This window comes from Streptomyces sp. ADI95-17 (genome assembly GCF_003846175.1).
Classification (GTDB): domain Bacteria; phylum Actinomycetota; class Actinomycetes; order Streptomycetales; family Streptomycetaceae; genus Streptomyces; species Streptomyces sanglieri.
Genome location: NZ_ML123048.1, coordinates 413,828 through 431,839, shown reverse-complemented (window position 1 = coordinate 431,839; position 18,012 = coordinate 413,828). Strand labels below are relative to the sequence as shown.

Annotated in this window: 15 protein-coding genes, 1 pseudogene and 1 riboswitch; of the genes and pseudogenes, 5 read left to right on the top strand and 11 right to left on the bottom strand. The window is 70.7% G+C overall.

Features of this window, described 5'->3' with window-relative positions:
* Positions 1 to 173 precede the first annotated feature (173 nt).
* Complete coding sequence (locus tag EES42_RS25030) at positions 174 to 1,550, bottom strand: helix-turn-helix domain-containing protein (protein WP_124720506.1); 1,377 nt, start codon at positions 1,548 to 1,550, stop codon at positions 174 to 176.
* Positions 1,551 to 1,753: 203 nt separating this feature from the next.
* Here EES42_RS25030 and EES42_RS25025 point away from each other — a divergent pair, with 203 nt between their 5' ends.
* Positions 1,754 to 3,169 carry a M64 family metallopeptidase gene (locus EES42_RS25025; RefSeq protein WP_124720505.1) on the top strand — a complete coding sequence of 472 codons (1,416 nt, stop codon included), beginning with the start codon at positions 1,754 to 1,756 and terminating at the stop codon, positions 3,167 to 3,169.
* A gap of 1 nt (position 3,170) precedes the next feature.
* Here EES42_RS25025 and EES42_RS25020 read toward each other — a convergent pair whose 3' ends face one another.
* The 3 genes from EES42_RS25020 to tsaD all read right to left on the bottom strand — a co-directional run bounded on the left by EES42_RS25020 (position 3,171) and on the right by tsaD (position 6,375).
* A complete protein-coding gene (locus EES42_RS25020) occupies positions 3,171 to 3,968 on the bottom strand; it encodes a family 1 encapsulin nanocompartment shell protein (protein WP_124720504.1) in 798 nt (265 codons plus the stop codon).
* Positions 3,968 to 5,047, bottom strand: a complete 1,080-nt coding sequence (locus EES42_RS25015) for a Dyp-type peroxidase (protein ID WP_124720503.1) — start codon at positions 5,045 to 5,047, stop codon at positions 3,968 to 3,970. The genes EES42_RS25020 and EES42_RS25015 overlap by 1 nt, the downstream gene beginning before the upstream one ends.
* Positions 5,048 to 5,304: 257 nt before the next feature.
* On the bottom strand, positions 5,305 to 6,375 hold the full coding sequence (gene tsaD / locus EES42_RS25010; protein ID WP_124720502.1) for a tRNA (adenosine(37)-N6)-threonylcarbamoyltransferase complex transferase subunit TsaD: 1,071 nt from the start codon (positions 6,373 to 6,375) through the stop codon (positions 5,305 to 5,307).
* A gap of 642 nt (positions 6,376 to 7,017) precedes the next feature.
* Here tsaD and EES42_RS25005 point away from each other — a divergent pair.
* Positions 7,018 to 7,929: a hypothetical protein gene (locus tag EES42_RS25005; RefSeq protein ID WP_124720501.1), complete on the top strand. Its 912-nt coding sequence runs from the start codon at positions 7,018 to 7,020 to the stop codon at positions 7,927 to 7,929.
* A gap of 56 nt (positions 7,930 to 7,985) precedes the next feature.
* The gene (locus EES42_RS25000) at positions 7,986 to 8,831 is read left to right on the top strand and encodes an aminoglycoside phosphotransferase (RefSeq protein WP_124720500.1); all 846 of its coding nucleotides are present in this window, start codon (positions 7,986 to 7,988) and stop codon (positions 8,829 to 8,831) included.
* 132 nt (positions 8,832 to 8,963) lie between these two features.
* Here the strand turns inward: EES42_RS25000 and EES42_RS24995 are convergent.
* The 5 genes and pseudogenes from EES42_RS24995 to EES42_RS24975 form a co-directional block, all read right to left on the bottom strand.
* Positions 8,964 to 9,230 (bottom strand): annotated as a pseudogene (locus tag EES42_RS24995) (reverse transcriptase); the annotation flags it as partial.
* Between the two features lie 250 nt (positions 9,231 to 9,480).
* A complete protein-coding gene (locus EES42_RS24990; protein ID WP_124720499.1) occupies positions 9,481 to 10,242 on the bottom strand; it encodes a (2Fe-2S)-binding protein in 762 nt (253 codons plus the stop codon).
* Positions 10,239 to 11,027, bottom strand: a complete 789-nt coding sequence (locus tag EES42_RS24985) for an ABC transporter ATP-binding protein (protein ID WP_124720498.1) — start codon at positions 11,025 to 11,027, stop codon at positions 10,239 to 10,241. The genes EES42_RS24990 and EES42_RS24985 overlap by 4 nt, the downstream gene beginning before the upstream one ends.
* Entirely contained in the window at positions 11,024 to 12,079 is a 1,056-nt protein-coding gene (locus EES42_RS24980) for a FecCD family ABC transporter permease (protein WP_124720497.1), read from the bottom strand. Before EES42_RS24980 ends, EES42_RS24985 begins: the two co-directional genes overlap by 4 nt.
* Positions 12,076 to 13,056: an ABC transporter substrate-binding protein gene (locus tag EES42_RS24975; RefSeq protein WP_124720496.1), complete on the bottom strand. Its 981-nt coding sequence runs from the start codon at positions 13,054 to 13,056 to the stop codon at positions 12,076 to 12,078. The genes EES42_RS24980 and EES42_RS24975 overlap by 4 nt, the downstream gene beginning before the upstream one ends.
* Before the next feature lie 37 nt (positions 13,057 to 13,093).
* Positions 13,094 to 13,217: riboswitch (cobalamin riboswitch) on the bottom strand.
* 486 nt (positions 13,218 to 13,703) lie between these two features.
* On the opposite strand from EES42_RS24975, the gene EES42_RS24970 reads away from it, so the two are divergent.
* Entirely contained in the window at positions 13,704 to 14,132 is a 429-nt protein-coding gene (locus tag EES42_RS24970) for a hypothetical protein (protein WP_241196570.1), read from the top strand.
* Positions 14,133 to 14,454: 322 nt separating this feature from the next.
* Here EES42_RS24970 and EES42_RS24965 read toward each other — a convergent pair whose 3' ends face one another.
* Complete coding sequence (locus EES42_RS24965) at positions 14,455 to 15,477, bottom strand: hypothetical protein (RefSeq protein ID WP_124720495.1); 1,023 nt, start codon at positions 15,475 to 15,477, stop codon at positions 14,455 to 14,457.
* A 312-nt stretch (positions 15,478 to 15,789) separates the two neighbouring features.
* Between EES42_RS24965 and EES42_RS24960 the strand changes: the two genes are divergently transcribed.
* Positions 15,790 to 16,635: a COG4705 family protein gene (locus EES42_RS24960; RefSeq protein ID WP_124720494.1), complete on the top strand. Its 846-nt coding sequence runs from the start codon at positions 15,790 to 15,792 to the stop codon at positions 16,633 to 16,635.
* Here EES42_RS24960 and EES42_RS24955 read toward each other — a convergent pair.
* Positions 16,616 to 17,992 (bottom strand): ATP-binding protein, encoded by a 1,377-nt coding sequence (locus EES42_RS24955; RefSeq protein WP_124720493.1) that lies wholly within the window; start codon positions 17,990 to 17,992, stop codon positions 16,616 to 16,618. The two genes, EES42_RS24960 and EES42_RS24955, sit on opposite strands and share 20 nt — an antisense overlap.
* Positions 17,993 to 18,012: the final 20 nt, after the last annotated feature.

Genomic DNA, 18,012 nt, shown 5'->3' with positions numbered 1-18,012 from the left:
GGGGCCGCCGGCGCCGCTGCCGGAGCCGCCGCCTCCGCCGCCCGGTCCCGTCCCGCCCGGCCCCGCGCCGGACCCGATCCCGAAGCCGCCCGAACCGCGCCCCACCCCCTCCCCGGAGCCCTCACCCCAGCGGGGCGGGTGACCACGGGCGGGCAGCCTCAGTGCGGCCGGGCTCACGCAGTGGGCGGGCGGATCGGCGCCGGGCCCAGTGTGGTGCTCCCGGGGGACGCCCGGTGACCGAGCCCGGTCCGGTAGGCGTCCATCGCCGCCTCGGTCCGGCCCACGCGCCGCAGCAGATCGCCCAGCAGCCGGCAGATGTCCGCGAGGTCCCCGGCGGCACCCGCCCGCTCCAGCAGGGCCAGCGCGGTGACGTAGTGCTCCTCGGCCGAATCGAGCTCGCCCGCCTCCTCGTGGATCAGGCCCAGCAGCCGGTGCGCGCCGGCCGCGTGGACCGATCCCCGGTCCGGGTGCAGTTCGCCGAGCAGCCGGTGCAGCAGCTCCCGCGCCTCGGTGGTCTTTCCGCGCCGGCGCAGCACATCCGCCAGCTCCACCTCCACCTGGGAGGTGTACAGGGCGGCCCGCTTCGACGCCAGCATGTCGCGGGCGGCGCGCAGCTCCGCCTCGGCGCCGGACAGGTCACCGTCCTGCGCGTGTACATAGCCCCGCATCCAGTGGCAGTGCGCGAGCTCGGTACGGATCTGCAACTGCTGGTAGATCTCGGCCGCCCTGGCCAGTGAGGCGTCCGCCTCCTCGGTGCGGCCCGCCGCTATGAGCGTACGCGCGACGCTCCGGTGCAGTCCGGCGACCAGCTCCGGATCGGACACCTGCGGTGCCAGGGCCAGTGCCAGCTCGCCCGCCTGGGCGGCGCGGGCATGGGCGCCCATGTCCATGTACGGGGCGATCGCGGCCGTGTAGAGAAGCAGCAGTGCGCCGGGGTCCTGGAGGCCCGAGGTGTTGAGCTCGTCGATCGCGCTCTCCAACAGATAGCAGGCGTACCGGAGTTCGCCCGCCAGGAGGTGGGCGACGGCTCTGCCCCGGACGGCCGGGGCGCGCCGGGGGAGCGGGGCGTCGGCCAGAAGCTTCTCCGCGGCCTCGAAGTGCTCGCGGGCCGCAGGCAGATCGCCCGTCTCCAGTGCGCAGTGGCCCAGCCCGAGCGTCGCCGCGGCGCGTTCGTCCGGGAGTCCGTGCCGGACGGCCTCGGCGAGCAGGCCGGTGTAGGCGGTGGCGGCGTCCTCGGCCGCACCGGTGGCCAGCGTCCGCTGGGCCTCGACCAGCCTCAGCCGCAGTCCGGTCGCGAGATGGGCGGGGCGCCCCGTCGCGAGTTCCTCGTAGCTGACGCCGAGCCGGTCCGCGAGATGGCGTACGGCCGCCTCCGACGGGCGCACCCGGCCCGCCTCCAGCGTGGAGATGTAGGCGGGGGTGTAGGCGGGCTCGGCAAGCTGTCGCTGCGTCAGACCGCGTTCGGTGCGCATCCGTTGGACCCGGCGGCCGACGGCTCCGGGGTCGTCGCCGGCCCCCGCGCCCCCGCTCGCTGTGCGCTTCTCGTCCATGGCGCCGCCCCTTCCGCCTCGCCCCGCTCCGAAATGCGGTCCATACATCGTAAATGCCCGGTTGTGGGCCTCAACCACCAGGCGTTCGGGCCTTGTTCGAAGTCCCGCGCACCTCTAGGTTAAGCATCGCATTAAGTCGATTTAACTCATGGGTTATGTGCTGTCCGTGCCCTGCGAGTCCCCCGGATCCCGAGGAGTTGTCCATGCGAATACGCCCCCGCACGCATCGCGCGGCAGGAGCCCTGGCGGGGCTCGCCCTCGCCGGTCTCCTGGCGGCGACAGCCGCCACCGCGCCGGCCTCGGCCGCCCCCACGGGTTCCGGCGGCGACCGGCGTGTCGCCGCAGAGTACTTCCCCGAACCCGGCGGCTCGGGCCGGACCGTCGAGGTCCCCGCCAACACCCCCGTACGGAAAGGGAAGTCCGCCGCACCACTGAGCGCGGCCGAGGCCGCCGTCGACGGCACGGTGGGCGAACAGGCGGTGACCGGTCCGTCCGACGACCGGCTGGACATCGTGATCATCGGCGACGGCTATACGGCCGACCAGCAGGGCGACTTCCACGCCGACGCCACCGCCAAGTGGGCCGACATCACCGCCCTGGAGCCCTACAAGAGCTACCAGGGCCTGTTCAACGTATGGACCGTCGACGCGGTCTCCAACGAGTCCGGCATCAGCGGCGATCCCGGTGCGGACACCGTCAAGGACACCGCGCTCGGCAGCTACTTCTGGTGCTCCGACATCGAGCGGCTGATCTGTACCGACATCGACAAGGTGGCCGCGTACGCCGCGAAGGCGCCGGCCGCCGACCTGGTGGTCGTGATCGCCAACTCCACCAAGTACGGGGGCGCGGGCTACTCCGGCCTCCTGGCCGAGGGCCGCCCCTTCAACGGGGTCTCGACCCTCTCCTCCGACCACGCCTCGTCCAGCCTGATCGCCGCCCATGAGATAGGGCACTCGGTCGGCCTGCTGGACGACGAGTACACGTATCCCGAGTACGGGACGTGGACCGGCGGCGAGCCGGGCGGGATCAACTCCACCACCTACACCGCCGCGCAGCTCACCGAGAAGCAGGCCAAGTGGTACCGCTGGCTCGGGCAGAGCGATCCGGCGGGCGGCACGGTCGGTACGTTCGAGGGCAGCGCCTACTACCCGGTCGGGCTCAACCGCCCCACCGAGTCGTCGATCATGCGGGAGCTGAACAACACCGAGTTCAACCTGCCCGGGCGCGAGGCGATGATCGCCGGGTTCTACCGTGCGGGCAACGGGCTGAGCAGCACCGTCGACACCAAGCACACCGTCGGTCCTGGCCGGCGCATCGCCGTGAGCCTGGCGGACCTCAACACCTCCGCCGCCGGGACCGCCGCCGGATCCCGCACCCACCGGACCGGTCTCGCCAGGCCGGAGCTGCGCTGGTACGTGGACGGCGTCGAGAAGGTGTCCGCGCGCGGACGGACCGCGCTCACCCCGGCGGCGCTCGGCGTCCGCGCGGACGGCCGGGGCCACCGGGTGACCGCCGAGGCCGTCGACCGCACGGACGCCATCCGCGACCCCGCCGTCCGTGCCCTGGCCACCGACACTCTGACCTGGAACGTCAGGGCGACCGGACACCGGGGGCGGTAGGTCAGGCGATGATCGGGACCACGGCCTCGGGCGTCAGCATCCGGAAGGTGAACGCCTGATGGAAGTAGAGCCGGATGTTCGTGGCGTCGTGGTCCTGGTAGCCGATCGACAGGTCCTGGCCCAGGCGCAGTTCGAAATCGCCGCCACGGGTCGACAGCAGCACCCCGCCCTTGACGGCGGGCGCCCACAGGATCTGGTCGTCCAGCAGCCGGGCCAGGTGGGTGGCGACCGGGTACCCGTGGTCGGAGGTCTCGGTCGCCTCGGTGTAGGCGTCGGCGCCCAGCAGCAGCCGGTACGGGCCGTCGACACCGGACAGCCGCAACTGGGTCAGCGCCTGGCTGACGGTGGCCGGGTAGTCCCGGGCATCGGCGGGCAGCGTCAGCGGCGAGTGCGAGGAGCCATCCCGGAGGCCGGTGATCCCGGCCGAGGCATAGCCGTCGATGATCGCCATGTCCTCGGCGAACGCACAGGTGCGGGCGGCGTCCTTGACGGGCTGCCAGTCGCTGTCGTCCGAACCGCGCTCGACGTCGTCCACGGCCGACCGGGTCACCGTGAACGGCACGCGCCACTCGATGACCGGCACCGAGGTGCGGGCCCGGGCGATCACGTCCGGGGTGGGCGGATCGATGTCACGCAGATGACCGTCGCCGATGGCCGCCAGTTCGGGGCCGTCCGGACCGGTGACGTCGACGACCCGGCGGCCCGCCACATGGCGGCTGAAGGTGCGCCGGGCCTCTTCTTCGATCTGGTCCCAGGCGGCTTCCGTGACAGGGGCTAGTTCGCGGTGGAGATTGTTCATCACTGGGCGCTTTCTTGCAGGCTGCCGATGCGCAGCGAACCGTCGGCCGGAGCGGCCGAGGCCGGGGTCTTCGCCGTCACCGGCGCGGACGCGGGCTCCGGCACGGTGTCGGCCCCGGCCGACGAGGGCGGGGGCGGCGGGGCGTCGAGGAAGTCGGCGCTGGGGGCGTAGAAGAGCGTGCCGGTGACCGCGGTCGAGAAGTCGAGAATGCGGTCGTGGGTGGCGGGCGGACTGCCGAGGAACATGTTGCGGAGCATCTGCTCGGTGATTCCCGGATCGGCGGCGTAACCGATGAAGTACGTGCCGAACTCGCCCTGTCCGAAACTGCCGAACGGCATGTTGGCGCGGAGGATGTCGTGCTCGGTGCCGCCCGGGTCGGTGATCGTGTTGAGGGCGATGTGCGAGTCGGCGGGCTTGGCGTCGTCGGCGAACTCGACGTCGTCGAACTTGGTGCGCCCGATCACCCGCTCCTGCTCCTCGGTGCTCAGCGCGTTCCAGGACGTGAGGTCGTGCAGGTACTTCTGCACGATGACGTAACTGCCGCCCGCGAACGCGGGGTCCTCGGCGCCGACCAGGGCCGCCGAGACGGCGTCCGCCCCCACCGGGTTCTCCGTGCCGTCGACGAAACCGAGCAGGTCCCGGTGGTCGAAGTAGCGGAACCCCTGCGTCTCGTCGACCACGGTCACCGCACCGCCGAGCCGGTCGAGCAACTGGGTCGCCCACTCGAAGCACACGTCCATCCGCTCGGCCCGGATGTGGAACAGCAGATCCCCCGCGGTGGCCGGCGCGTGATGCTTGGCGCCGTGCAGTTCCTGGAACGGGTGGAGCTGCTCCGGCCTCGGCCCGTCGAACAGCCGGTCCCAGGCCCCCGAACCGATGCCGGTCACACAGGCCAGCCCGGCGTCGGGGAACCGGAAGCCGATGGAGCGGGCGAAGGCCGCGAGATCGGGCAGCACCTCGCGCACAGCGGGTTCACCACCGGGCTCGATCGTGGCGACCAGGATGAGTGCGGCGCTGGTAAGCGGTGCGACGACGGGCTGGGCCGCGGTGGGATCCGAATCCGCGGTGGCGTCGGGCATACGAGGGCTCCCTGGGGTGGCAACGTCGGGAAAGAGCTGTGGACTTGTGGTGCGGACGGGACATGGGTCCGCTGCTACTTACGCACAGGCGCCACGGCGTCGCAACCCGGGTCACCCGGCCGAGCGAGTCCGACCGCGGGCCGGTGGCCCCGCCGCCCGCCCGGATCCGGTGGACGCCCTGTGTGTACGGGACGGTCTTGCTCCCTCCGGCCAGCCCGACAGCTCCGCGCCCGGGATCCGGCCGACGGTCACGGTGTTCACGCTGACCTCGTGGCGGCGAGTGCAACGGGGTGCAGTGCCGCATGTTCCAGCGGGGCGGACGGGTCGATGGACACGTCCAGCGAGGCGGGCTCGGCTCCCGCCCGGACCAGCAGGTCACCGACGGCCGCGATCATCGCCCCGTTGTCGGTGCACAGTTTCAGTGGCGGCACTCGCAGCGCGATCCCGGCGGCACGGCAGCGTTCTTCCGCCAGAGCCCGCACCCGGGAGTTGGCGGCCACCCCGCCTACGACGACCAGAGTTCCCACGCCGTGCTCGCGGCAGGCGGCCACCGCCTTGCGCGTCAGCACATCGGCCACGGCCTCCTGGAGTGATGCGGCTCCGTCCGCGAGCGGAAGTTCCTCGCCGCGCAGCCGGTGCTGCTCGGCCCAGCGGGCGGCGGAGGTCTTGAGCCCGGAGAAGGAGAAGTCGTAGCGCGCGTCGCGTGCTCCGGTCAGCGACCGGGGGAACGCCACGGCGCGCGGATCGCCCTCCCGTGCGCTGCGGTCGATGGCCGGCCCGCCCGGGTACGGCAGTCCGAACACCCGGGCCACCTTGTCGAAGCACTCGCCCGCCGCGTCGTCGACGGTGTCGCCCAGGTGCACGATCGGGTCCCGGGCCAGATCCCGTACGAGCAACAGAGAGGTGTGTCCGCCGGAGACGATCAGGACCATGCAGGGATCGGGCAGCGGTCCGTGCTCCAGGGTGTCGGCGGCGACATGACCGGCCAGATGATGCACCCCGTACAGCGGCACCCCCAGCGAGAACGCCAGGGTCTTCGCGCCGGCCAGTCCCACCTGGAGCGCGCCCGAGAGGCCGGGCCCGGTGGTCACGGCCACCGCGCCGATGTCCGCCGTTCCCAGCCCGGCCCGGTCCAGGGCCTCCCGGATGACGGGCGTGAAGGAATGGAGGTGCGCCCGCGCGGCGATCTCCGGGACCACTCCGCCGAAGCGTGCGTGCTCGTCCATGCTCGACGCCACCGCATGCCCGAGCAGGCGCCCGTCGCATACGAGGCCGGCGCCGGTCTCGTCGCACGAGGACTCAATGCCGAGCACCACTGGAGACTCCACGTCCCACCTTCCTGCCTTCTATTATTAATTGCAATTGATGTGCAATAAAGGTAGTCCAAAGGTCGCCTGGCCGGTGTCCGGCAGTGTCCGGACCTGTGCCTGACCGGACGCAGAGTGTCCGGCTCTCGCAGGTGCTCAAGGGTCAGGTGCTGCCGTTGTCGCGGCGGCGCGGCTCCATCGCCCGGTGAACGGAACCAGCCCTGGGGAGCCGGCGGCCACGTGTGCGAGCGCCGATGATCTTGCCGGGGCGGTGGTGCAGGCGTTCGAGCTCATACCGAGGCGGAGATCGTCACCGGCTTTCCCGGGCCGGGGAACGGAGCGCGGCGCGCATGACCTGGAGGGGGAGTCGGTTTCGGTCGCCGCCGCGCGTACGGTCCGGTGGAGCCGGATCTTCGGCGCGGTCTCGCTCGGCTCGGTCCCGGGGCCGACGTCCAGGTCGGCCGGGCCTCCCGCAACAGCGCCGCCATTGGTTCCGGGAGGACAGTCGCCGGCGGTCGGCCGACCTTGGCCGGTTTCCTCGGTTCGGGCCCGATACGGCCTCTGGGCGCCCGCACTGGCGGTTACATGGGGCACAGTGGCGAAGTGGCAGCTCCTGCCGCCCGGAGCTGCTGCGTTGCCGATGTTGCGTTGTGGAGAGCACTGATGGGCCGGACCATGTATGCCGAGAGCTTCGTCGAGCACCGTGACGGTGAGACGCCGGAGACGCTGCGGTGGCTTCCTGCGATGTACAGGGCCGCCGCGGCGCGGCTGGAGAAACTGGAGCGGGAGGCAGACCAGAGGTATCCGGGGATCTTCGAGCGCCTGGACGCGGAACGCGTGGCAGCCGGGGCCGCTGTCCCGTCGTGGTGCTGGCTGCCGGTGGCCCGGGTCGAGGAGGTAGTGGCGCACCACTACACCAGTAACGGGACGGGCATCGAAGGCACCTTCCCGACAGCACAGAGGTCCGTCGATGCCGCGCGGCTGGCGTCGATCGGGGCATGGCGGGCCGCAGGGCGGCACATGGTCCACCCGGACGACGACCTCGTCCCCTGGCCGCACGAGGCAGAGTGCGATGGGGGCGACGAAATGCCTGTCGACCTGCCCGTACGATGGCCGCTCTTCGGCCTGTACGTGGTCTTTCTGTCCCCGAACCCGGCTGTCCAGGCCGAGGGAGGCTTCTTGCACCTGGAGTGGGACGAGCGGGAGCAGCGGGCCGCATTGCGCATCGCCTCTGACACGGAACCGGTTGCCGGCCTGGAGCGGCTGGATGTCCAGCTGCTCCACCTGGTGGGCGAGACGATCCTTGAGGCGGCCCGCAGGACTGTGCGCGCTGTCCCGTCGGACACGGTCCTTGCTGCGTCCTCGGGCAGCGAACCGGATCGGTCGGCGATGCTGCTGGCCGGCAGGAACCGGTTCTGGGTACGGGCAGCTGACAGGCTGACCTCACCACAGGTCAACTTCGTGGACGCGGCACAGGCCTTGGGGCGTGCCCCAGGGGCCCTGTGGCTCCCCGAGCAGCCGGATGCGAAAGGCGGGGCGCCCTTGCTGTGGCTGGCGATGCCCGCAAGTGCGTGATGTGCCGGGCGAAAAGGAGGTGCGCTGGACAAGGTGGTGTCGGCAGGATGCCCGGCGTGACTGAGCTGCCGAGCAACGCTGTCCCGCCCCGTTCCGTCCTCGACGCCTTCGGTGTGAGGGGCACTCCTGTCCCGCTGGTTGGTGGGCAAGGACGAAGCGTCCTCGCCGGTGGGTTCGTGTTCAAGCCCGCTGACGGATCCGAGGACGAGGTCGAGTGGGCTGCTTCCCTGTTCGAGAGGCTGGCGCCGCACAGTGGCTTCCGAGTCCCGTTGCCGCTCCGGGCTGCCGACGGGCGGAGCGTCGTGGACGGCTGGGCCGCCGGCGCGTTCCTGGCCGGTGAGACTGGTCCGCAGGGGCATTGGGACGGTGTGCTCGGCGCCGGCCGTGCCTTCCATGCTGCACTGCGGCAGGTGCCCCGGCCCGACTTCCTTGATCGGCGTACCCATCCATGGGCTGTGGGCGATCGGGTCGCATGGGGCGAGCAGGAAATCGACGTGATCGAAGACCTAGCCGCGCCGTTCTCGGCTCTGCTGGAGCTGAGGCGCCCGGTGCAGCCGGACGCAGCTCAGCTCATTCACGGCGATCTCACCGGCAATGTGCTTTTCGCTGCGGACGAAGTGCCTGCTGTGATCGACTTTTCTCCGTATTGGCGGCCTCCAGTGTTCGCCGAGGCCATCGTGGTCGCGGATGGTCTGTTGTGGTTCGATCTTCCCTGCGATCTGCTGACGAGTGGCAGTGATCATCCCGACTGGCAGCAGATGCTGGTTCGTGCACTGATCTTCAGACTCGTCGCGTACAGCGAGATCGTGGGGACGTCGGGGCAGGCTCAGCCTGGTGAGCCGGAGCGGTATGTAAGGGCAATCGACGTTGTGGTGAGGAAGTTGGCGGCGCTTCGGGCTTAGTCCTCTTGTGGGTGGATTCTCCGGCGGTACGAGTTCGGGGGATGCTCAGGTCGACGGAGGGGCGTCGGGCCCGTCGTCGGGTTTCCTCGTGCTCGGCGCGGAGGAAGGCGAGGGTGCCTTCCAGACTTCCACCACCTCGTTGAGTGCGGTGTGGCAGCCCCGGCCGGGACGGAGTCCGTGGAAGTGACGTGAGGACTGAACGTCGTAGTACGCCTCCAGCAGAAGGCGAACAACCTCGGTGACCAGCTTGTCCGACCACGTGGGCAGTCCGAGCGGACGTTTTCTCCCATTCTTCTTCGGGACATAGGTCCGCCGCACCGGGGTCCACCGATACGTCTCGGCGCGCGACTTGCCGATGATCGCGTCGGTCTTCTCCAGAGACATGCCGTCCACGGCTTCCCCGGCCGGTGTTCACCCACCGCTGAGCCGCGGCCACCGCGCCCGGACCTTGCCGGGCCGTGCGCGGTGGCCGTCCACCGGCTCGCTCCGGACAACCGGACGGTTGCGCCGAGCGGCTGCGTTCGACCCTCGCGGCAGTCGGTCTCGCCCTGGCCGCCCGGCTCACCGAACGGCTCAAGGCCGAGGCCGTCCGCCGGGACTGAGCGCCGCATCCGCTGCAACCGGCGCCCGGACCTCGGAGTCGCCGGCGCTACTCCGGCCTCGCGTACGCCCGTAGCCGGTCCTCGCGGCCTGTCAGACAACAGCTCGCACAGCGCACCGCCTCCGCGCTCGTGTAGTACAGACAGCAGGTGTTGCGCAGATAGACCAGCCGCTCCGGGCCGTCCGGCGCTCGCCGGACCCGTGCCACCTCGCCCAGCGCCGCGAGTCCGCCGGGTGCGGTGTCCACGAACTGCCGCCAGCGGGCGGCCAGCAGATCCACCTCGGCGCCGTACGCGCACAGCGCCGTGGCGCAGCCATGGGCGATCCCTCCACTCAACTGCCTGGCCCCTGCGCGGGTACGACGGTGCAACGCATCGGCGATGGGCAGCAGATGTCCGTCGAGTACGGTGCGGTGCAGCAGCCGTACTGAGTCCTCCCCGGCCCGGGGCACCAGCAGCCGGGCCCTGCGCACCCGGACTCCGCCGATCCCGTGCGCGGCGGGGCGCACCAGGACATTGCCGGACCGCAGGTCCGGGACCTCGTCGTACAGCGCCCAATGGAGCACGGCGGCGGCAGTCACCCAGCCCGCATAGACCGCCATCAGGGTCAGCGCGGTCGCATGGCCGGTGCGGTGGCCGCTGCTTGTACGTTCGCGCTCCAGCAGCGTGGACAGCTCCTCGCCCGCCGGATCGGCCAGTCGGTCGGCCGCCAGCCACCGCCCTGCTTCGCTCGCGGGCGGATCGCCTTCGGTGAGCTGCCAGCGTGGTCCGTGCGGCAGGGGCGTCCAGACGGGGGAAGTGCCGTCAGTCATGACAGCGGGAGGTAGACGACGTTGGGGGAACCGGTGACCGGGTGGACGCCGATCCGGGACCGTATCCCGTAGACCTCGGCCAGCAGTTCCTCCGTCAGTACCGCGTGCGGGGGACCGGACGCCACCAGTCGTCCGGCGCTCAGGACGAACAGCCGGTCGCAGTAGGAAGCAGCCAGGTTGAGGTCGTGCAGCACCAGCAGATTGGTGGTGCCCAGGGTTCTCACCAGGCCGAGGATCTCCAGCTGGTAGCGGATGTCCAGATGGTTCGTGGGTTCGTCGAGCGCCAGCAGCCCCGGTTCCTGGACCAGGGCGCGCGCGATCAGGGCGCGTTGCCGTTCTCCACCGGACAGCTCCTCGAACCGCCGGTCGGTCAGGGGCGCCGCGCCGACGCGCTGGAGCGACTGGTCGATGCGGCGGGCGTCGTCGGCGTCGTCCTGCTCCCAGAACCGTTTGTGCGGGCTTCGTCCCATCGCCACGATCTGGCGCACGGTCAGGCCGAAGGTGCCGGGGCTGTCCTGCGGTACGACGGCGACGCGGCGGGCCCGTTCCTTCACACCGAGGGCAGCGGCGTCCGCTCCGTCCAGCAGGACCCGACCCGCTGCCGGGCGCAGGGCACCGTACACACAGCGCAGGAAGGTCGTCTTGCCGCTGCCGTTCGGCCCGACCAGGCCGACCGTCTCGCCGGGGGCGGCGTCCAGGGTGACCGAGTCGAGCAGGGTACGGCCGGCCACCTCGTAGCTGATCCCGTCGGCGGCGAGCGCCGTCGGCGACGGTGCCGGGCTCATCCGGTGATCCCTTCGGTACGGCTGGAGCGGCGCAGCAGCCAGAGGAAGAACGGGCCGCCCACCAGGGCGGTGACCACCCCGGCGGGAATCTCTTCGGGGGCCGCCACGGTCCGCGCCAGCAGATCGGCCAGCAGCAGGAAGACGGCCCCGCCGAGCGCCGTCACCGGCAGAAGCCGGCGGTGGGACGCGCCGACGATCAGCCGGGCGGCGTGCGGAACCATCAGGCCGACGAAGCCGATCGCCCCGCTGTAGGCGACCAGCACGCCGATGATCAGTGACACCAGCACGAAGACCCCGCCCCGGAAACGGCCGGGGTCCAGGCCGAGGCTGCGGGCCCCCTCCTCCCCGGTCAGCAGCAGATCCAGCGGACGGGCCAGGCTGATCAGGAGCACGGCACCGACGCCCAATACCACTGCGGGCAACGCCAGTTGGTCCCAGCGGGCGCCACCCAGGCCGCCCAGGGTCCAGAACAGGATCGCCCGCACATGCTCGGCCCGCGAGGACAGCACCAGGATCAGGCTGGTGAACGCGGACAGCACGTACTGGATCGCCACCCCGGCCAGAATCAGCCGGCCCGTTGTCATGGTGCCGCCGCGCCGGGCCATCGCGTAGACGGCGACCAGCGCGGCCATGGACCCGGCGAACGCCGCGACGGGCAGCGCCACGTCAGTGGCCACCCCGGCGCCGACCCCCAGCACGATCACCATGGCGGCGCCCGCCGACGCCCCGGACGAGGCGCCCAGCAGAAACGGATCGGCCAGCGGGTTGCGCACCAACGCCTGGAGCACCGCGCCCGACAGCGCCAGCCCGGCGCCGACGACGGCCCCGAGCAGCACCCTGGGCAGCCGTACCTCCCACACGATCGTCGGGAACGCACCGGAGCGTTCACCGCCCAGGACCGTACTCAGTACCTCGCCCGGCGGAATCCGTACCGGGCCGAGCGCCAGACCGGCCACCACCGCCGCGAGCAGCAGCACCGTGAGGGCGCCGATCACGACGGGGGTGGAGCGGAGGACGGATTTCGGGCCGGAGCGGGCTGACCCCGCGCTCACGGCGTGCCGGGGTGCAGCTGCCCGGCCAGGTCCTGTACGGCGTCGGCGACCCGGACACCGAGCACGGCCGAGGACAGCGGGAGTACCGCGAACTTCTTGTTCCTGATCGCCGGCACGTCCGCGAGTGCCGGATCGTTCAGCAGCCGCTTCTTCTTGGCCTCGACCGTGGTGCCTCCGTAGTCGTAGATCACGACCACTTCGGGCTTGCGCTTGATGACCTGTTCCCAGGACACGTCGCCGAAGGTGGCGTCGAGGTCGGCGAAGACGTTCCGGCCCCCGGCGAGCCGGACGATCTCGTTGCCGATGCCCTTGCCGCCCGCCGTGAACGCGGAGCTTTCGCCGGAGTCGTACACGAACACCGAGGGATGTGCGGAGCCCTTGAGCTCCGTCTCGACCGTCGTGATCTTCTGTCGTTCCCCGGCGATCAGCTTCCTGCCGCGCTCCGGTACGCCGAAGACCCTGGCGACCTGGGTGATCTCGGTGGCGAGCTGATCGATGCCGACCTTGCCCTCGGTGCAGTTCTCGATGTTCAGCCGGGTGTTGATGCCGTCCTTCTGGAGCCCCGCCCGGTCCTGGCCCTTGGCCTTGTCGAAGGCGCTGCTGTACCCGCCGTAGACGAAGTCGGGGTTGGCGCCGAGCAGCACCTCCTTGGAGGGATACTCCTTCGCGAGCACCTTGGTCCTGTCGTACGCGGACCGGTACTCCGGCAGGATGCTGTCGTCCAGGTAGGCGGTCCCGGCCAGCCGGTCCTGGAGCCCGAGGGCCAGCATGATCTCGGTGACGTGCTGGTTCATGGTGACGACCCGCTCCGGCGGGGCGTCGAAGGTCGTCTTCGTACCGCAATTGGTGACGGTGTAGGGGAATCCGTCCGCGGCCGGTGCGGCCTCTGCCTTGCTCTCGCCGCCGGTGCCGCAGCCGGTGAGCGGCAGCAGGAGCAGGGGTATGAGCGCGAGGGGTACACGGCGTATCGGGGGCATGGCCGAGCCTTTCCGGGGGATGTCCTCGTCCCCTGGTCGTACGAGAAGGCGGCGCGGCCAGTATCTGGCTTCCGGGCTGTTGCAGCCCGGTCACAGTGGCGGGACCGTACCGGATTCACACCGGTTTCCTGACGCGCGTCGCCTGAGTTTTCGGAGCTCATTCTGTCAGACCGCATATTTCGGGAGGCCATGACCCTTGCGCTGTCGGCCCCGGACGCCGACGTCCGCGACGAAGACCGCACCGCGGACGGGGCTCCGCCCGCCCCGCGGGTCTCCATCCTCACCAACTGGACGTGGGACAGACACGGCTCGCCCCCCGATCGCCGACTCCTCCCGTGTCCGGGCCGCTCGACGGGCCCAAAAAGCAGGCCCTGCCCGGTCGATGGAGCCCGGCCGGGCAGCAAAGTGTCTGCCAGCCATACCGTTGATACTCACGTGGTGACACCCCGTGGGCGCGTGTGAAGAAACGAGTGAAGGCGGAGGCGCCCGTCACTCCGGGTGTCGTCGGTTCTCGGCTGTCGTTCTGTCGGCGCCATGCCCCGGCGTTGTCAGTGCCCGCCGTTACTGTTCGGCCATTCGTGATCTCCGGGGAGGATGGCTCGATGGGTGCCAGTGGATGGGACTACGTCACCAGGTAGGACGGCGATGTGGCGGCGGCATTGGGAACTTTGCAGACCAAGGTGTTCCAGGAGGAGTACGGCGACGGTGCCCGCTTCCCAAGCCTGAAGGGCCTGTATGCGGACGAGGAGTTCATGGGCACAGAAGGCACCCATACGATCCTCGACATCGCCAGGGTTGTTTCCACGGATGACCCGCCGACGCGGTCCGGTGTCGCTGACCACGGAACCCTGCGCCCTCTGGCGCTCAACCGCGTGGCTCACCATTTCGGCACCGACCGCCCGACGGTCGGGCAGTACGAAGAGCTCGCTGCCGCTGCCAATGAGGCTGAGAGCCATGAGGAACACAAACGGAGCCTTTTCGGCGAGTGCCAGATGAGGTGGACCGGCTACTACGTCGTCCTCTACTCCGATGGCATGCCGACTCACCTGGGAATCTTCGGATTCTCTGGAGACTAGGAATGGTCAGCAGATCGAGGCCGCGGCCGATGCGGCGGGTGAGATCGGCTGGGACATCCCGGTCGACTTCACTGTCGCGCGAGCGCCACTTCGGCCGGTGATGCCCCCTCGGCGATCCGGCAGCGGGCACGAAGCGGTGTCGGACGCGGCATGGACCCGCCCTTCACCCGCTGGTCGGCACGCGACAAGCGTGAACGCCTCCCCGTGGTCACCTCCCCCGCGAACCCCTCCAACCGACGCCGACGCTACGCGAGTTCATCTGCCCTCAGGTCAGCAGGAAGCCACCAGAGCGACCACTTGCCCGGACACGTAGCAAGCCCTACTAGCGGCCGAGGGCCCGTCGCACGGTCAGGTTGTGGTACTTCCGCAGCCGGTACAGTTCCCAGTACGACAACACCGTCACCGTCACCGGAGCGCCGAGCAGGAACAGGATCCGGGCAAGGACGGGAACCTCGGCGTTCTCGTTGTTGATCACGTCGAGGGCGGCCATCACCCACACCAGCATGGTGGCGAGGATCGGCGGCAGCACTTCGTGGATGTCGGCGGTTCGGAACACGTGCATGAGGCAGAGCATGATCCCGTACAGGGCGAATCCCAGAGACCATGCGCAGAGGGTGATGAGGACGACCATGCCGGGGGTCCCGATGGCGTCACGGAAGCCGGCGGTCTCCGGGTCGGGTGCGACGGCGAGGGGGAATGTGGCCATGGACCCCATCAGAGCCGCTACTGCTCCGAGGGACTTCAGGGACCGACGCAGGTAGAGCCCGCGCCGCGCACCCTGCGCGGCGAACGCGAACAGGGCGATCACGAGTGGGAAGGCGCACACGAGGATGAGTGTGCTGATCCAGCTCTGGTCGAACTTGTCGCCCGCGACGGTCTCGACGCCCTTGGCGGTGTCGACCGGCTTGTACGACATGACCAGCACGAGCCAGGCGGCGATGCCGAGCCCGGTCCGCCACATCTGGATCTTGCGCACCGTCAGGTCCTCGACGGCGTCCGGGCGCGATGGGCGGAAGGCCCGCTGGGCGGCGTAGAACGGGTTGTAGACGCACTTGAGGATCCGCTGCCCGTGCGTCAGCGGCGGCCGGGGCGGGCGCGGGAACGGTGGCTGCGGGCCACCGCCGTGCGGCTGTGGCGGGTACGGGCCCCAGCCCTGCGGATGCCCCGGGTACCCCTGCGGCGGCACGGGCGCGGGCTGTGGCGGGTAGGGCCCCACACCGGGACCGCCGGGGTACGGGTGGTGTCCGGCCCCGGGGTAGGGGTGATGGCCGGGACCTGGGCCCGGCTGTCCGCCGGGGCCGGGGCCGCCCGTCGGCCCCCAGTAACCATTGCCGTCCGTACTCATGCCGTACACCCCCGATGATTCGGTCTGTGCCGTGCGCGGCGCGGCTCGAACCTGCGGCGTGATCCTACCCATCGCGGAGGCCGAGAAGTGCGCGTTCCGGTACCGGGCAAGGACACCGGTGGGCATCGGCCTGGGGCGTGGCAGGGGCCGGCAGCCTGGCAGACCATGATGATCACGGTCGATCATGACGCAATGCGATGCGACGAACGCATGAAGTCGCGACCGGTGCTCCTGGTTTGCGCGACCGGTGCCCCCGGTTCGATGGAGCGCAGTCAGGATAAGTTCAGGGAGCCCCTGCCAACGTGCCGTTCCATGACAACCGACACGACGGACGCGTACGCGCCCGGCAGGCGCTCCCGGGCGCGGCAGACGCTGAACAAGGTCCCGGAAGTGACCCTCTACTTCTGGGTGATCAAGGTGCTGTGCACCACCGTGGGCGAGACCGCGGCCGATCTGCTCAACGACAATCTCGGCATGGGGCTGACCAACACCTCGTATCTCATGAGTGCCCTGCTGGTCGTCACTCTGGTCTTCCAGTTCCGGGCGCGTTCCTACGTACCGGGTCTGTACTGGCTGTCCGTGGTCCTGATCAGCGTGGTCGGCACGCTGATCAGCGACAACCTGACCGACAACCTCGGCGTTCCGCTCCAGACCACGACCGTGGTGTTCGCGGTTGCGCTCGCCATCACGTTCTTCGCCTGGTACGCGAGCGAGCGGACGCTGTCGATCCACTCGATCCGGACGGCGCGGCGCGAGAGCTTCTACTGGCTGGCGATCCTGTTCACGTTTGCCCTGGGCACGTCCGCCGGCGACCTGACGGCGGAGAAGCTGAACCTGGGGTACTGGCTCTCCGCGATCGTGTTCGCGGCGCTGATCGCGGCCGTCGCCCTCGCTCACCGCACGCTCGACTTCAACGCGGTGTGGTCGTTCTGGATCGCCTACGTCCTGACCCGGCCGCTCGGTGCCTCGCTGGGCGACTACCTGTCGCAGCCCACGGCGGACGGCGGTCTCGGACTGGGCACGGTCGGGACCAGCGTCCTGTTCCTCGTCGTCATCCTCGGCCTCGTCGTCTTCCTGACCCGGACCCGGCGCGATGTGACGGAGGACGACCCCCTGGAGGCGTCCGGCGCGCGGAGGCTCAGCCCGTCGGAAGGGTGACGACGAAGCGTGCGCCGGGGGCGGTGGCGTCCAGCGCGATGTCGCCACCCGCGGCCCTGGCCAGTCGGCGGGCCAGGGCCAGACCGAGGCCCGCTCCGTCGTGTCCGTCCTCGGGGCGGGCACGACGGCCGGGTTCGAAGAGCGAGGCGACGAAGTCCGGCGGGACGCCGGGGCCGTCGTCGGACACGTACACCGTGATCCCTCCCGCGCCCGGTGCGCAGGTGAGGGCGATCGACCGGGTCGCGTAGCGGCGGGCGTTGTCCAGGAGCGGCGTCAGGATGCGTTCGACGACGTCCTCCGAGACGCCGATGGTCACGTCCTGCGCGCCGTCCACCGTGACGGTCACGGGTGGGGCGTCGGGGAACTGGGCCGCGTTGCGCAGGGCCAGGCGGTGTGCGAGGTCGCGAAAGCGGCAGCGGCCGGGGGTTTGCGTGTTGCGGGTACGGACCTCGGAGAGCAGCGAGTCGCAGATCTGCTGCATGGTCGAGGCGGCGCCCGCGATGGCCGACAGGGAGGTCTCCTGCTGTTCCGCGGTGCGAGGCCGCCCGGTGAGCCACTCGGTTTCGGCGGTGATCCTTGCGAGCGGTGTGCGCAGTTCGTGCGACAGTTCGGCGGCCTGCTGCTGCTCGTGGCGCAGGACCGCGGCCAGCCGGTCCAGCAGTGCGTCCAGGCTGGTGGCGAACGCGGCGAGTTCGGCAGGCCTGCCTTCGGCGCCGAACCGCTCCGGGGCGCCCGCGGCGCTCCACCGGGTGGCCTGCTCGCTCATCTCGGTCACGGGACGCAGGGCCCGCCGTACGACGAGGCGGGTCAGGAGATAGATGGTGGCGAGCAGGAGCAGGGCCAGGGCGATCGAGCCGACCAGAGCGGTGTCCGCCGTGCTGCGGTAGGGATCGAGGCTCACCGAGCTGACGACCGTACCGACCCGCGTGGGCGCGTGTCCCGGCCGGGCGGGGGCGTCGACGGGGAAGGCGTAGAGCCGCCACGAGCCGGGGCCCTCGGCGTCGGCGAAGGTCTCGGGCCGGCCGGCGGCGAGGCGGGCCGCCCGCGCCTCCAGGCCGGCAGGGGCGGTGGGGGGTTTCTCGACGACCGTGCCGCCCCGGAAGATCCAGACCCCGGAGTCCAGGGCCCGGTCCTCGGCCGGTTCCCGGACGACGAGCCGGCCGTCCGGGCGTACGTCCACGGTCGCCGCGACGGCTTCGGCACGGGTGCGCAGGACCTCGTCGGCCTGGGCGTGCAGCCGCTTGTCGAGGGCGAGGTTGAAGACGGTGGTCAGGACACCGATCCACAGCGCGCCGGTGGTGAGCGCCATCAGGGCGAGGCGGCCGCGGAGGGTCCGGGGGGTGAGGTGGCGCTTCATCGGCTCATCGGTTCGTGGGT

Excerpts from the sequence above, each read along its gene's own strand:
- EES42_RS25030 (WP_124720506.1), bottom strand. The coding sequence starts at position 1,550 with ATGGACGAGAAGCGCACAGCGAGCGGGGGCGCGGGGGCCGGCGACGAC.
- EES42_RS25025 (WP_124720505.1), top strand. The coding sequence starts at position 1,754 with ATGCGAATACGCCCCCGCACGCATCGCGCGGCAGGAGCCCTGGCGGGG.
- EES42_RS25020 (WP_124720504.1), bottom strand. The coding sequence starts at position 3,968 with ATGAACAATCTCCACCGCGAACTAGCCCCTGTCACGGAAGCCGCCTGG.
- EES42_RS25015 (WP_124720503.1), bottom strand. The coding sequence starts at position 5,047 with ATGCCCGACGCCACCGCGGATTCGGATCCCACCGCGGCCCAGCCCGTC.
- EES42_RS25005 (WP_124720501.1), top strand. The coding sequence starts at position 7,018 with ATGGGCCGGACCATGTATGCCGAGAGCTTCGTCGAGCACCGTGACGGT.
- EES42_RS24990 (WP_124720499.1), bottom strand. The coding sequence starts at position 10,242 with ATGACTGACGGCACTTCCCCCGTCTGGACGCCCCTGCCGCACGGACCA.
- EES42_RS24985 (WP_124720498.1), bottom strand. The coding sequence starts at position 11,027 with ATGAGCCCGGCACCGTCGCCGACGGCGCTCGCCGCCGACGGGATCAGC.
- EES42_RS24975 (WP_124720496.1), bottom strand. The coding sequence starts at position 13,056 with ATGCCCCCGATACGCCGTGTACCCCTCGCGCTCATACCCCTGCTCCTG.
- EES42_RS24965 (WP_124720495.1), bottom strand. The coding sequence starts at position 15,477 with ATGAGTACGGACGGCAATGGTTACTGGGGGCCGACGGGCGGCCCCGGC.
- EES42_RS24960 (WP_124720494.1), top strand. The coding sequence starts at position 15,790 with ATGACAACCGACACGACGGACGCGTACGCGCCCGGCAGGCGCTCCCGG.
- EES42_RS24955 (WP_124720493.1), bottom strand. The coding sequence starts at position 17,992 with ATGAAGCGCCACCTCACCCCCCGGACCCTCCGCGGCCGCCTCGCCCTG.